We start from the raw sequence: 15,365 nt of genomic DNA on the forward strand, positions 1-15,365 counted from the left end.
AATATCAATGATGTATTACCGCTACGTGCTTGCTATTTGCCTTCTTTTGCTATATAAAGTTTCTTCCGGACAGGATAAATGGAAGATCAATGCTGAAAAGATTGATGCGTCCAATTATTATGGCATCACTGCTGCCAATGGGATGATTGGCATTGTATCTTCACCTGAACCTTTCAAGGTGAAGGATGTGGTACTTGCAGGCGCTTATGACCTTTATGGCCGTGGCAGGGTCAGTAACTTCCTGAAGAGCTTCAACCTGCTGAATATGTATCTTGAAGTGGATGGCAAAAGAGTGGATGCGACATCGGCAAGCAACTTTCGGCAGTCGCTCGATATGCAGCACGGAGGCTTCAGCACATCATTTGATTATACAGATAAAGCTGCTGTCACAACAACCTACTACGCCTTACGCCATCTGCCTTTTACCGTGCTGATGGATGTGGAGATAAGGGCTAAAAAAGATATCACTATTACCGGCGCGAGTGTGATGGAAGCACCGGACGCGCTTCGTGACGTTCAAAATTACTACAATGAAATAGACAGACCACATGTAACGATATCCCTGCTTACTTCTTCAGCAAAAAGTCCTACCGGTAAATTGCTCATGTGTGCTTCCAATACTTTTTTATTTGCGGAGCCGCATGGTAAGGAACCTAAGGTCATTCATGAGATGTGGGACAACAACATGCATCTGATGAAATTTACACGCACCATTAAGGCGGGTGAAACGTATCGTTATTCCATTGCCGGTTCTTCCATTACATCTGCGCAGCATGATGATCCCCTGAATGAAGCTGAACGCATGACACTCTATGCCAAGCTGGAAGGTCGGGAAAGGTTGATCAGCTTTCACAACAAGGCCTGGGATGATTTATGGAAGAGCGATATTGTTATTGATGGTGATGCGCAGGTGCAACAGGATGTACATAGCATGCTATATCATTTGTATGCATTCAGCAGAGAGGGTACGGGATATTCTTTATCGCCCATGGGATTGTCTGGCCTCGGTTACAATGGTCACGTTTTCTGGGATGCCGATCTGTGGATGTACCCGGCCTTGCTAATGCTTCATCCGGAGCTGGCAAAGAATATGGTGGAGTATCGTTATAAAAGGCTTGATGCTGCTAAGCGTAATGCATTTTCGCATGGCTTTAAAGGCGCTATGTTCCCATGGGAAAGTGCGGAAAGCGGTGTGGAAGAAACACCTGTATGGGCGCTAAGTGGTCCGTTTGAACATCATATCACTGCTGATGTAGCGATGGCTGCATATCATTATTACAACGTAACGCAGGACAAAGAATGGCTGAAAGAAAAAGGCTGGCCGATACTGTCAGCAACGGCAGATTTCTGGGCGAGTCGTGTTGAGCGTAATGGCCCTGGAAAATATGATATCAAAAACGTAGTGGCTGCAGATGAATGGGCAGAGAATGTTGACAATAACGCTTTCACCAATGCTGCTGCAAAAGCGAATCTGTATGCTGCTATTGAGGCGGCGAAACTGTTAGGTATTACACCTGATGCTGACTGGAAAAACGTTGCCGATAATATACCCATTTTAAAGCTTGATAATGGTGTCACTCAAGAGCATGCAACGTATAAGGGAGAAGGTATAAAACAGGCGGATGTGAACCTGCTGGCCTATCCTTTAAAAGAAATTACAGATGCCTCCCAGATAAAAAAGGATCTTGATTATTACGCCACGCGTGTCCCCAATGAAGGTACACCTGCCATGACACAGGCCATTTTTGCATTGTTGTATGCGAGATTAGGGGATGCAGGCAAAGCCACTCACTTCTTCAAAGATTCTTATGAGCCAAATCTGAATCCGCCTTTCAGGGTGATTGCAGAAACCAAGGGCGGTACCAATCCATATTTCGCCACAGGGGCAGGTGGTATACTGCAATGTGTAATGATGGGCTTTGGCGGACTTGATATTACATCTCAGGGGATAAAGCAGGTGAAATCCGTTTTGCCTGAGGGCTGGAAAAGTCTGACGATAACAGGCGTTGGGCCTGATAAGAAAACCTATCTTATCAAAAAGTAATTGAACTTTATAACAAACTAAATTGAACTTTGTAACAAACCTGTGCAGAACAGGAGTCTGTAATTTTGAGTAACGTTAAAACTTAAAATTATGACTAGAGTTTGGTTTATTACAGGCAGTTCAAGGGGATTGGGAAGAAGTCTGACCGCTGCCGTACTGGCAAAAGGAGACCTGGTAGCAGCTACTGCAAGAAATCCTGCGCAGCTGAATGACCTGGTAGCACAATATGGCGACAATATTTTGCCTGTTCAGCTGGATGTAACAGATTATAAGCAGGTATATAAGGCGATAGAAGATACGATTGCGCATTTTGGCAGGATTGATGTACTGGTGAATAATGCTGGCTTTGGCATTATGGGGGCTGCAGAAGCCTTCACAGATGAGCAGGTGCGCAGTCAGTTTGAGACCAATCTGTATGCGCCTGTGGAAATTACAAGGGCCGTATTGCCATACATGAGGAAACAGCGTTCTGGCAGGATATTGCAGGTGAGTTCTATAGGTGGACGTATCACCAGTATGGGATTAAGCATCTACCAGAGTGCCAAGTGGGGGTTATCCGGATTTAGTGAGGCACTGGCGAAAGAAGTGGCGCCGTTGGGTATAAAGGTCACTTCTGTTGAACCAGGCGGATTCCGTACGGACTGGGGAGGTGATTCCATGAGTTATGCTCCGCAGGTAGAGGGTTATGAATCGACTGTTGACAGCAGAAGCGAGATCTTTAAGAACAATCAATTCATCCCTAAAGGCAACCCAGCTAAAGCTGCGAAAGTGCTGGTAGAGCTGGCAGATCATCCGGAACCACCTGTACATCTTGTATTAGGCAGTGATGCTACTTCGCTGTTGAAACAGGCAGATGCGGTAAGACGGGAAGAGCTGGAAAAATGGCTTTCAGTAAGTGAATCAACTGATGAGGACAATGCTAAATAATTCCTAGTTTTGATTATCATGTATAGCTGCTTTCCCGGCAGCTATACTATCATGTTTATGATATATGAATGAGCAAAAATCATTGAAACAGATCACTTATTCCTGCTATTATAACCAGACGAGAGAAGGTGAGCAATTTGTTCCCGAGCATGTGTTCAGTTACCAGATAGCTGGTACACTTACTATGTCGGATGGGGAAAAACAGTATCCCTTCCAGGAAGGTGCTTTCAGATTAACCAGAAGAAACAGCCTTATAAAATTCACCAAACAGCCGCCGGCAAATGGTGAATATAAAAACATCTCTGTTTTCCTTGATCAGCAGACGCTCAGGAACTTTGGTATTGAGTATGGGTATACTTCTGAGAAACATCTGCAAACACAGCCGGTCATATTGTTACACCCCCATCCTCTTTTGAAGAGTTATATGGATTCCCTGCAGCCTTATGACGCCCTGATGCATGGTAACAATGAAGTGCTGTTGTCATTGAAGGTGAAAGAAGCGGTGGCTGTGCTGCTGCAAACTAATCCGGCGTTAAAAGACATACTGTTTGATCTGACAGAACCCGGGAAGATTGACCTGGAAGCCTTTATGAACAGGAATTTTCATTTTAATGTGCCACTCGACAGGTTTGCTTATTTAACAGGGAGGAGTTTATCGACTTTCAAGCGGGATTTCGAAAAAACATTCAATGCAACTCCTGGTAAATGGCTGCAGCAGAAGAGGTTACAGGAAGCGCACTATCGGATCAAAGAAAAAGGCGAGGCCCCGTCTGATGTGTATATTGATGTAGGATTCGAAGATCTCTCCCACTTCTCCTTCGCATTCAAGAAAATGTATGGAGTGGCGCCCAGCAGGGTTTAAGTCACTGTACTGCTGAAAGTGTAAAAAAACACTTGCCGAAATACTAATATTATTAGTAATATTGCTAAACAAATTAGTTGTTCGTATTCAATCAGCAGTCAGGTATGCCAGCAGTAAAAGCAGATATTATTTCACAATTGCAGCAAGATATCCTTCGCATACAAGGGTTCAGGTCAAAGCTTACCGATACGATACCGGATATAGACCTGGGGCCTGTGAACACTGCTTTTCCGAATGCTATTTTCCCAACAGGCGCTGTGCATGAATTTCTCTGTGCCTTCAGGGAGCATGCTGCTGCCACTACTGGTTTTGTGAGCGTCCTGGCTGGCAATCTGATGCAACGCGGAGGCGCCTGCATCTGGATAAGCGTAGCCAGGACGCTCTTCCCTCCTTCTCTTAAGACATTTGGTATAGAGCCCGACAGGGTTATTTTCATAGATCTGCAACGGATAAAAGATGCGCTCTGGGCATTGGAGGAAGCGCTTAAATGCCCGGGTATTGCAGCTGTGATTGCTGAAATACCGGAGATCAGCTTTACACAATCACGGCGTTTGCAGCTGGTGGTGGAACAAAGCAAGGTGACTGGTTTTATTCTCCGCACGTCTGCCAGAGCGGCCAGTACTACGGCATGTGTAACGCGGTGGAAGATCACTTCATTACCCAGCGAACTGGAAGATGGGATGCCGGGAGTGGGTTATCCCCGCTGGCATGTGGAACTGTTAAAGGTACGCAATGGGCGTCCCGGCGCCTGGAAGATGGAATGGGCAGAAGGGAAATGTGTAGTTATTCCAGGCAATGCTACTACTGCTATCATACAGGAGCAGCAATTAAAGGTGGGGTGATATGTCTAAGCGTTTTATGTCGATATGGTTCCGTCATCTGCTGACTGACTGGCATGTGCGCAGGCAACCGGGGTTGCAGGATATGCCCTTTGTGCTGACCACTCCTGTTCATGGCAGAATGATCATCACGTCGGCCAGTCCGGCGGCAGAGGCGCAAGGAATCAGGACTTCCATGTCACTGGCAGATGCCAAAGCCATTGTTTCTTCCCTGCAGGCATTTGATGATGAACCGGAACGAGGGACTCAGTTATTGAAAGCATTGGGCGAATGGTGTATCCGTTATACGCCTGTGGTAGGAATAGACCTGCCGGATGGCCTGATACTGGATGTAAGCGGCTGTACACATCTCTGGGGAGGAGAACGGCCCTATCTGAAAGAACTCATTACAAAACTCCGTGCCATTGGTTATGATGTGCGCGGCGCTATGGCTGATACCATTGGAACAGCCTGGGCGGTGTCCCGTTACGGGAAAATTACCCCTATTATAAACAACGGAGAACAGGCGGACGCAATAATGCGGTTGCCCCCAGCGGCTTTACGGCTTGAAGAAGATGTACTTGCCCGTTTGCAGAAACTGGGATTGTACCAGATTGGTAGTTTCATGAATATGCCGGGGTCTGTGTTACGCAGGCGTTTTGGGCAGCAATTGTTAATACGGCTTGGCCAGGCACTGGGATATGAAACAGAGGCTATTGAGCCGCTACATCCGATACCGCCCTATGAAGAACGGTTGCCTTGTCTTGAACCGATCCGCACAGCTACGGGTATTGAAATAGCGCTAAAGGTACTGTTAGAGCAACTCTGTCTCCGTTTACAGAAAGAAGGAAAAGGGCTGCGTACGGCTATCCTTAAAGGGTATCGTGTAGATAACAGGATGGTACAGACAGAGATCGGTACCAGTCGCGCGTCACATCAACCGGAGCATCTTTTCCGGCTATTTGAGCTGAAAATACCAACGATAGAACCGGCGCTAGGTATTGAGCTGTTTACACTGGAAGCGTCAAAGGTGGAAGACGTAGCATCGCTACAGGAGGCATTGTGGATCGGTAATCCTGGTTTAAAAGCGCCGGCGGTTTCAGAACTGTTGGACAGACTGGCGGGTAAGATCGGGGAAGACAGTATCCGCCGTTATCTGCCGGCTGAGCATTACTGGCCTGAACGGTCTATAAAGCAAGCCACTTCTCTTGAAGAAAAACCGGCTACGGTATGGCGTACAGATAAGCCAAGACCGGTGCAATTGTTGTCTAAACCTGAGGCAATTGAAGTGACGGCGCCGATACCAGATTATCCCCCGATGCTATTCCGCTATAAAGGCAAACTGCACGAGATCAGGAAAGCAGACGGGCCGGAGCGGATAGAACGGGAATGGTGGCTGGATATGGATGGAGGAGAACACAGAGATTATTATACGGTGGAAGATACGGAAGGACAACGGTACTGGTTGTTCAGATCGGGACATTATTCGGGGAATCAATCCCAATGGTTTATTCATGGCTTTTTTGCATAGCTAAAGTGATGGTATATGGGCTATATTGATCTGCAGGTAACAAGTAATTTCAGCTTCCTACGGGGCGCCTCTCATCCGGAGGAGCTGGTAGAGCAGGCAGCGGATTACGGGTATAAGGAGATTGCTATTACTGACAGGAATACGCTGGCCGGTATTGTGCGTGCGCATGTTGCTGCTAAAAAGAAGAACATGCGTATCATTGTCGGATGCCGGCTCGATCTGATGGATGGTCCCAGCCTGCTGGCCTATCCTACTGATAAAGCTGCATATAGCAGGCTTTGCAGACTATTGACAACAGGAAACCTGCGTGCAGAAAAGGGTGATTGTCATCTGTACAAGAAAGACGTGTATGAGCATGCGGAAGGGATGAAATTCATTATTGTTCCGCCGGAACAACTAACAACCTCTTTCGATTTTGCTCCTCCCTTTAAAGAAGCATTGAAAGAATACAGTAAGCATTTAGGTAATCAGGTTTATCTGGCAACGACGCGTTCCTATCTGGGAGATGATCAGAAGAAACTATACCAGCTTTCGCAGTTATCTTCAAGCTTTCATATTCCGCTGGTGGCCACCAATGATGTACATTATCATCATGCTGAACGTCGACAGTTGCAGGATATACTGACCTGTGTGCGTGAAAAATGTACGATCTCCAATGCAGGGTTCCGGCTGCACCCCAATGCGGAAAGATATGTGAAACCCATTCCTGAAATGCACCGCCTGTTCCGTCAGTATCCTGATGCAGTCAAAAATACCCAGGAAATTGCGCAGGCCTGTCAGTTCTCGCTTGACAGTCTGCAATACGTCTATCCACAGGAACTTACGGAAGAAGGACGTACGCCACAGGAAGAGCTTACACATCTTGCGTGGAAAGGCGCCAGGGAGCGTTATGGTGATGAGATACCCGAGAAGATCTCAGCTGCTATTCATCATGAACTGACGTTTATAGCCGAGATGAATTATGCTTCTTATTTCCTGACGGTGCATGATATTGTGCGTTTTGCACGGAAGCAAGATATTCTTTGTCAGGGACGCGGTTCTGCGGCTAATTCCACTGTTTGTTATTGTCTTGGTATCACTTCAGTAGATCCAACACAAATAGATCTCTTGTTTGAACGGTTCATTTCTTCCGCGCGTAATGAACCGCCTGATATTGATGTTGACTTTGAGCATGAACGCAGGGAGGAAGTCATGCAATATATCTATAACAAGTACGGTCGTGACCGGGCGGCTATCGTTGCTACCGTCACTCAACAACATCACAAAGGAGCTATCAGGGACGTGGGAAAAGCGATGGGATTATCCGTAGATACGATCAACCGCTTATCTTCCTCTATCTGGCATCATTCGGATGAAGAATTTAGTGCACAGCGTGTTGCAGAACAGGGATTAGATACGAATGATCCGCATCTTAAGAAGGTCATGGAACTGACAGAACAGATGGTAGGCTTTCCCCGGCAGCTGGGGCAACATACCGGAGGCTTTGTTATTACGGCCGATAAGCTTTCCGACCTATGTCCTATTCTGAATGCGCGTATGGAGAACAGGACCTGTATTGAGTGGAATAAGGATGATATTGATGCACTTGGATTTCTTAAGATAGATGTGCTTGCGCTGGGAATGCTGACCTGTATCAGGAAAGCATTTGATCTTGCGAAAGCGCATCATAATGAAGATTTCACATTGGCTAACATACCGCAGGAAGATCCTGAAGTATATAAAATGATCAGTCGTGCGGATACTATTGGTGTGTTTCAGATTGAAAGTCGTGCGCAGCAGTCTATGTTGCCACGGTTAAGACCTGAAAGATTCTATGATCTGGTCATTGAAGTAGCGATAGTGCGGCCAGGGCCTATACAAGGAGGCATGGTGCATCCTTATCTGCGCAGGCGCAATGGAGAAGAAGATCCGGATTATCCTTCAGAAGAATTGAAAGGGATACTGAGCAAAACAATGGGTGTTCCTCTCTTCCAGGAACAGGCCATGCAGATCGCTATGGTAGCAGCAGATTTTTCGGCGGCTGAAGCTGATGAATTGCGTCGTAGTATGGCTACATTCAAGGCAAAGGGAATTGTCAGCAAATTCGAAAAGAAGCTGATAGAGGGCATGAAAAAGAAGGGATACGATGAAGAATTTGCGCGTCGTATTTTCAAACAGCTGGAGGGTTTTGGTAGTTATGGATTCCCGGAGAGTCATGCCGCGAGTTTTGCGTTGTTGGTGTATGTATCCTCTTATCTTAAGTGTTTCTATCCTGATGTATTTGCCTGTGCACTACTGAATAGCATGCCTATGGGATTTTATCAACCAGCGCAGATTGTAAGTGATGCCCGTAAACATAATGTGGAAGTCAGGCCGGTGGATGTTAATCTCTCTAACTGGGATAATACTTTAGAGGAAATAGAATCATCAAAGATATTAGAGCAATCAACAGATAAGAAAAAGAGTATAAAATGTTGCGCTTTACGGCTGGGATTCCGCCAGGTAAGAAGCTTACAGGAAGATGAAGTTAAAATGCTCATATCCGCCAGGAAAGCCCCCTTTACCAATATACTGTCTATCCGGGAGGCTGGTGTGTCGCAGACTGCCCTTGAAAAACTGGCTGATGCTGATGCTTTCAGGTCTTTAGGATTAGACCGGCGGCAAGCTTTATGGGAAATATCTGCCCTTGGTGACCGTCCTATCGGTATGTTTACCGGCAGCCCATCAGAAAGTGCGGTTGAAAAGCCGGTAAATCTTCCGAAGATGACAGATTCAGAACATGTGGTACATGATTATAGTGCATTGTCCTTGTCTTTAAAGGCACATCCTGTAAGCTTTGTCAGGGAGAAACTCAGCATGCTGCATATCAGGTCCGTCAGTGAGCTGGAGAGTATGACTGACGGCATGCCGGTTAGGGTAGCAGGTCTTATACTGGTGCGGCAACGCCCGGGAACAGCCAGTGGTATTTGCTTTATTACTATTGAGGATGAGACAGGCTGCGCTAACCTGGTAGTGTTTCAGAAACTCTACCAGCAATTCAGGAAAGAGATCCTGCAATCCAAACTGCTGATGGTAGAAGGGAAAGTGCAACGTGAAGGAGAAGTGATTCATGTTATTGTAAAGCGTTGCTATAACTTAACGAAGTTATTGCATCAGCTGACGGCGGTAAAAGAAGAAAATATGTCAGAGGCCTTGTCAGCAGCGGAAATGGAGAACGGCCTACTCTTTACTGAAGATAAACCAGCAGAAACTCAGGGAGATACGCAGGAGATCAGGATTCCGGGCGCAAGGAATTTCAGGTAGTCTGGCAGCGTTTTACGAATTGGCAGGATATATGCAGATATAATGGTATCTTTTGTTAAAACGCCATCAATGAAGAAGTATTTTGCCCTGTTGCTAGTTTCGCTGTCTGGTATTATGACACAGAGTTATGCCCAGTATGACGATCCTGCAACTTTTGCTGATATGATCTCAAAGGAATGGAAGCTACAGTTTTATGGAGAGAGCGGTAAAAAACAGGCACCTTCTTCCAAACAGCAGGAAGACAGAATGATCTTTTACAAAGACAACCGTGTATTATCTATTGAAAACGGGAAAAAAGAGACTGGCAACTGGCAATATGATCCCAGCAAAAAGCTGTTAACGATCACTGATAACCAGACCAGGGAACAGACCCAGTTCCAGGTGATAAAACTGAACGAGGCGCAGTTCGTAGTTGGCTATAAGGACCCTGAAGGCGTCCTGCTGGAGATACATATGCTGCCAGTTAAAAAATAGTTACTTTCCCGTTACTTCGATCCATACAGGCGCATGATCGCTTGATTTTTCCCAGCCGCGCACATCACGGTCAACTCCTGCCGCTTTGAGGCGCTTATCGAAATGAGGACTCAGCAGGAAGTGGTCAATACGCAAACCGGCATCACGGCCGTAGGCGTTCCTGAAATAATCCCAGAAAGTATAGATCTTTTGATCAGGGTATAGTTTGCGGATAGCATCTGTCCAGCCCTGTGACATCAACTCCTGGAAAGCTGCCCGCGTTTCCGGCCTGAAGAGGGCATCGTCGACCCAGCGTTCTGGTTTATAAACGTCCTGTTCTGTGGGAATGACGTTATAATCGCCTGTGAGTATTACCGGGAAATCTTTCGACAGCAATTCTTTTGAGTGGGCGATCAGGCGGTTGAACCAATTCAGCTTATAATCAAATTTGAGACCTGGTGCAGGATTACCATTCGGCAGATACAGACATCCCAGCAGGAAGTCGCCGTTGATGACAGCTTCTATATACCGGCTATGGGTATCCTCCTCATCGCCGGGCAGTGCACGTCTCACCTCTTCCACCTGTGCATTGCGGCTTAAAATCGCCACCCCATTCCAGCTTTTCTGTCCGTGCCAGATGGCATTGTAACCAGCATCTTTTATAGCCGCTTCTGGAAATTTCTCCTGCGGAGCTTTCAGCTCCTGCAGACAGACAACATCCGGCTGTTTTTCTTCCAGCCAGCGGAGTAAGACAGGTAAGCGTCCGTTGACGCCATTGACATTATAAGTAGCTATCTTCATAATAATTGTCTTGGTTCAATTGCGTATTTGCTTCCGCAGCGAAGATAAGGGTTATGAAAGATCATACCGTCAGACTGAACTTTGTTATGGCAGGTCCTTCCTACTGAAGTTAGCATATGTATGCAATTTTAAAAATATTAATTTGTTTAAATTGATCCTTAAAGACTATTATGGCAATTTAGCTGAGATATAAAAAGGCCATAAATTTGCAGCATGGAACATCTGCTGAAACATTTCTTTTCGAAGACGATAGGATGCCTGGATTTCGACACCAGCACGGCCAACGATATCAGGTATGAAGATTATAATTCCTTTATTAAGATACTCTTCATTGAAGCGGGCGCCGAGGTAATGGTGGATTTCCGGGAATATACACTGGAACAGGACGCACTGTTCTTTATAAAGGATGGTCAGTGGTATAAATTCTCCGGTAAGGGAACCTTATTATATTATAACCGTGATTTCTACTGTGTACAGATCCATGATAAGGAAGTAGCCTGTGATGGACTCCTATATAATAATGTGTATGAAATACCCGTGGTATTCCTGGATGCGGAAGCTTCCCGGCAGGCCAGGCAGCTGATACTGGAAATAAAACATGAAGCGCTCAATGAGGAGAGCAATATGGAAGAAATGATCCGTATTTTCCTGAAGCAACTCATTATACGTTCCACCCGCATGTGGAAGAAAGCACATGACCTGGCAGACAGCAGTGTAGCGCAGGAAGTGGAGTTCATAAGGAAATTCAGTCAGTTGGTGGAAGCTCATTATACAACTCATCATAACGTAGCCGACTATGCCAACCTGCTAAATATCACCCCGAAAGCGCTGAGTAAAAGGATTTCGAGGCATAGTCCGAAAAGCCCTAATGATATTATCAAGGAACGTATTATCCTGGAAGCGAAAAGGCTGCTGATACATACAGATCTCAGTGTAAAAGAGATCGGTTACAAGCTGGGATATGAAGATCCTTCTTATTTTGTACGTCTTTTTACCAATCAGGTGGATACCTCTCCCCTCCTTTTCCGAAAAAAATACACAGAGGGGGAAAAAGTACAATAACTGTCGTCATTCGTGCATTGTTCCCCTTTGCCAGCTGTAGTAGTTTTGTGTTATCAAATTAAAACAATCACATCAACAACACACAAAATGAAAAAGCAAGTACTTTCACTCGTAGCTTCAACCTTATTAAGTATAGGCGCAATAGCACAGAATGTAAATCCAGACAATGATCCCAACATTGACAGTCATACCAAAGCGTTCCTGCATGCTTTAAACAACAGCGGTGGCGCTCCTCTGGAAACATTATCTCCTAAAGATGCCCGTGCGGTATTAGTTGGCGCACAATCGAGCGTGAAAGTGGATATTTCCGGTATTACAGTAAGTGAAAAGACGATTACACAGGACGGACAGACTGTAAAGCTGCATATCGTTCGCCCGGAAGGTGCTAAAGGTGTATTGCCGGTATTTATGTTCTTCCATGGTGGTGGATGGGTATTAGGTGATTTCCCTACTCACCAGCGCCTGGTACGCGACCTGGTAGTAACATCCGGAGCTGCCGCAGTATTTGTTGACTATACACCTTCTCCTGAAGCACATTATCCGGTGGCTATCAATCAGGCTTATGCAGCCACCAAATGGGTAGCGGCTAACGGCAAAGAAATTAATGTAGATGGAAAACGTCTGGCAGTAGTTGGTAACAGTGTGGGTGGTAATATGGCAGCTGTGGTAGCGTTGATGGCGAAAGACAAAAATGGTCCGGCCATTAAATTGCAGATACTTTTATGGCCTGTTACAGACGCTAACTTTGAGACCGGTTCTTATAACCAGTTTGCAGAACAGCGCTTCCTGACAAAAAATATGATGAAATGGTTCTGGGATAATTATACGACAGATCAGGCAGCAAGAAAAGAGATTTATGCTTCACCGTTACAGGCAACACTGGAACAGCTGAAAGGCTTACCTCCGGCACTGGTGCAGACTGCAGAGAATGATGTATTGCGTGATGAAGGCGAAGCATATGCCCGCAAAATGGATGCTGCAGGTGTGAAGGTTACTATGGTAAGATACAATGGCGCCATCCATGATTATGGTCTGCTGAATCCTATCGCAAACACTCCGACTACACGTTCAGCTATGTTGCAGGCAGGAAATGAATTGAAGATTTATCTGAAATAAGCGACGGTTCAAAGGGAAAGGGTAGCCTCTGACAGCATGTGGAATGCAGTCAGGGGCTACCTCCGTTTTATATATTCGTTATAGTTAGGAGGGGGAAAATTGATTTTTTTAACTTGGAGTTAACGAAATCCCGGGAGGGATGATGTATATTTGGAGTGTTGAAGAGTTATCCTTTCTACACGAGTTATTGTTGTTGTTTTACGTTCACACCATTTTACAGACCCATTAATGCTGGCATTTATGATGCTCCTGCATTATTTAATTATTGTAAAATTAAAATTATTGACAAACTTGTAAACAACACAAAAATATGTTCTTATTCGAACCTGTAGTACCCAAATTTAAACCTGTCGAATTTATACCCAAATTCGACGAAGAGAGAATACTGAGTCCTTACCAGTTTGATAAACTCGTAAAAACCAATATGGACGCTATTTTAACTGCTAAGTTTGTGCCGCCTCCATTGGGCAGCAACCAGATCCTTGGGCATGTACGGGTTAAGTTTAAACCGGGGTACCGATATACTACCATTTAAACCAGTTCAAAATGTCTGATTCTAATATCCCTATCCATGATAATAATCCAAATGATCGCCGTAATCCACCCGATGCCGGATTATTACGGGAGATGGCTGCCAGTCATAAAGAAGAGATCAAATGCAGACAACAGGAATTGTCAATCCGGCTCAAAGAAATCAGTATGGCACACGAGCTTTCCATGAGAAACATTGATATACATATTGAACACATGAGGAATACGCCAAAATATGTATTCAGAAACCGGTTGCTGATCTTTTTTCTGATCATCGCTGTCTTACTTATTATGGTCTCTTTCTTTGTCTATTGCCTTTATAGTGGTAATAAAGAAATAGTAATGCGGGTGATGGAAATAGTGGTTACTGCGCTTTTGAGTGGCGGCAGTGGTTATGTGGTGGGGAGAACAAAAAAAGAACAACCTGCTGTAGCAACGGCAGGACCTGCGTAGGCCTGCGTGGCAGATTTCTTTCAATGCTGCTTCGCAGCAGTCAGTAAGATCGAAAACGAATAAGTATTATATTTGGTAACACCAAAACCCGGATATGTTACACATCGGTCTTATAAGAGAGGAGAAACAGCCACACGATAACAGGGTAGCATTTACGCCACAGCAATGCCAGTGGATCATCAAACACAACCCGCAGGTAAGTATTACTGTTCAGCCATCTGCCTGGCGATGTTTTACCGATGATGAATATACAGCTGCCGGTATTCCTCTTTCTGAAGACCTCTCCCATTGTGAGGTATTGTTAGGAATAAAGGAAGTACCTGCGGAAAAATTGTTAGCCGGTAAGAAATACCTGTTCTTTTCCCATACACGTAAAAAGCAACCGCATAACAAGCATATGCTGCAGACCATTCTGCAACGGAATATTACGCTGATCGATTATGAATGCCTGGTGCATGAAGACGGTCAGCGGATACTCGGATTCGGGTTCTTTGCCGGTGTGGTGGGCGCACATAACGGTCTGCTGACCTATGGGAAAAAGACCGGCCTGTATAACCTGGTACCGGTACACAGATGCCATGATTTCAAGGAGCTGATCAATCATTATTTCGGGGCGAAGCTACCTTCGTTAAAGATTGTCATTACAGGCTCAGGCCGCGTGGCGGCAGGCACGCTTGAAGTAATGGGATTATTGGGTATAAAATATATTCCGCCGGAGGAATTCCTGATTAATACGTATGCTTACCCGGTATATACCCAGCTTAAGGCGGGAGAGTTGTACCTGCGGAAAACAGATAAAACGTATAGCAGGGAGGATTTTCATCTCCATCCCGAGCAGTATGATTGCCGCTTCCTGCCATTTGTGACGGCTACGGATATTCTCATGAACGGTATTTACTGGGATCAACGTATTCCGCCACTGTTCACCTGGAATGACCTGGCAAAGGACAACTTCCGTATTAAGGTCATTGCGGATATTACAGATGACACAAACGGCTCAATCCCTTCCAATCTGGGAGATTCCAGCATTGATGATCCGGTGTATGGCGTAGACAGGCATACAAGACAGCGGACATCTCCTTATCTGCCCGATACACTGGATATGATGTGTGTCAGCAATCTTCCCAATGAACTTCCCCGTGATGCGTCGCAGTATTTTGGTGACCAACTGATGAAGTATGTGTTTGATGAACTGCAGCGGCCTGATAGTACGGTTGTTTACAATGCTACTATTGCACATAATGGTGCGTTGACAGAGAGATTTGAGTATCTGAGGGATTATGTAGAGGAATAGAGCAACGCGCTAATAGAACATGTTGAGGAGTGAAGGCTGTTTTAGGGATTATGCAGAAGAATGAGCGGCGCTAACGGAATACTAGTCTTTGAAGGATTATGTAGAAGAATGAGCAGAGCGCTAATGGAGCATGTTGAAGAGAGGAGGCTGTTTTAGGGATTATGCAGAAGAATGAGCGGCGCTAACGGAAT

13 protein-coding genes are annotated in these 15,365 nt (G+C 45.4%); 12 read left to right on the top strand and 1 reads right to left on the bottom strand.

Annotation, left to right across the window (positions count from 1 at the left end):
* Positions 1-46: 46 nt before the first annotated feature.
* The 7 genes from BLR32_RS24585 to BLR32_RS24615 all read left to right on the top strand — a co-directional run bounded on the left by BLR32_RS24585 (position 47) and on the right by BLR32_RS24615 (position 9,938).
* The gene (locus BLR32_RS24585) at positions 47-2,044 is read left to right on the top strand and encodes a kojibiose hydrolase (protein ID WP_245705515.1); all 1,998 of its coding nucleotides are present in this window, start codon (positions 47-49) and stop codon (positions 2,042-2,044) included.
* A gap of 90 nt (positions 2,045-2,134) precedes the next feature.
* Entirely contained in the window at positions 2,135-2,971 is an 837-nt protein-coding gene (locus tag BLR32_RS24590) for an oxidoreductase (protein WP_089835580.1), read from the top strand.
* Between the two features lie 64 nt (positions 2,972-3,035).
* Positions 3,036-3,833, top strand: coding sequence for a helix-turn-helix domain-containing protein (locus BLR32_RS24595; protein WP_089835582.1), 798 nt, complete (start codon positions 3,036-3,038; stop codon positions 3,831-3,833).
* A gap of 104 nt (positions 3,834-3,937) precedes the next feature.
* The gene (locus BLR32_RS24600; protein WP_089836093.1) at positions 3,938-4,675 is read left to right on the top strand and encodes an ImuA family protein; all 738 of its coding nucleotides are present in this window, start codon (positions 3,938-3,940) and stop codon (positions 4,673-4,675) included.
* A 1-nt stretch (position 4,676) separates the two neighbouring features.
* A complete protein-coding gene (locus tag BLR32_RS24605) occupies positions 4,677-6,182 on the top strand; it encodes a Y-family DNA polymerase (protein ID WP_089835583.1) in 1,506 nt (501 codons plus the stop codon).
* Positions 6,183-6,197: 15 nt separating this feature from the next.
* Positions 6,198-9,464: an error-prone DNA polymerase gene (locus BLR32_RS24610; protein ID WP_089835585.1), complete on the top strand. Its 3,267-nt coding sequence runs from the start codon at positions 6,198-6,200 to the stop codon at positions 9,462-9,464.
* Between the two features lie 69 nt (positions 9,465-9,533).
* Positions 9,534-9,938 carry a lipocalin family protein gene (locus BLR32_RS24615; RefSeq protein WP_089835587.1) on the top strand — a complete coding sequence of 135 codons (405 nt, stop codon included), beginning with the start codon at positions 9,534-9,536 and terminating at the stop codon, positions 9,936-9,938.
* Here BLR32_RS24615 and xth read toward each other — a convergent pair whose 3' ends face one another.
* A complete protein-coding gene (gene xth / locus BLR32_RS24620) occupies positions 9,939-10,718 on the bottom strand; it encodes an exodeoxyribonuclease III (protein ID WP_089835589.1) in 780 nt (259 codons plus the stop codon). It lies immediately after the preceding gene.
* A gap of 213 nt (positions 10,719-10,931) precedes the next feature.
* Here xth and BLR32_RS24625 point away from each other — a divergent pair, with 213 nt between their 5' ends.
* From BLR32_RS24625 to BLR32_RS24645, 5 genes are all read left to right on the top strand, one after another.
* On the top strand, positions 10,932-11,780 hold the full coding sequence (locus BLR32_RS24625; RefSeq protein ID WP_089835591.1) for an AraC family transcriptional regulator: 849 nt from the start codon (positions 10,932-10,934) through the stop codon (positions 11,778-11,780).
* 87 nt (positions 11,781-11,867) lie between these two features.
* Positions 11,868-12,896: an alpha/beta hydrolase gene (locus BLR32_RS24630; RefSeq protein ID WP_089835593.1), complete on the top strand. Its 1,029-nt coding sequence runs from the start codon at positions 11,868-11,870 to the stop codon at positions 12,894-12,896.
* A 310-nt stretch (positions 12,897-13,206) separates the two neighbouring features.
* Positions 13,207-13,431, top strand: a complete 225-nt coding sequence (locus BLR32_RS24635) for a hypothetical protein (RefSeq protein ID WP_089835595.1) — start codon at positions 13,207-13,209, stop codon at positions 13,429-13,431.
* An 11-nt stretch (positions 13,432-13,442) separates the two neighbouring features.
* Positions 13,443-13,880, top strand: coding sequence for a YrzE family protein (locus tag BLR32_RS24640; protein WP_089835597.1), 438 nt, complete (start codon positions 13,443-13,445; stop codon positions 13,878-13,880).
* 94 nt (positions 13,881-13,974) lie between these two features.
* Positions 13,975-15,174, top strand: a complete 1,200-nt coding sequence (locus tag BLR32_RS24645; protein WP_089835600.1) for an NAD(P)-dependent oxidoreductase — start codon at positions 13,975-13,977, stop codon at positions 15,172-15,174.
* Positions 15,175-15,365 lie beyond the last annotated feature (191 nt).

Origin of the sequence: Chitinophaga filiformis, assembly GCF_900102545.1 — a bacterium.
Classification (GTDB): Bacteria; Bacteroidota; Bacteroidia; order Chitinophagales; family Chitinophagaceae; genus Chitinophaga; species Chitinophaga filiformis.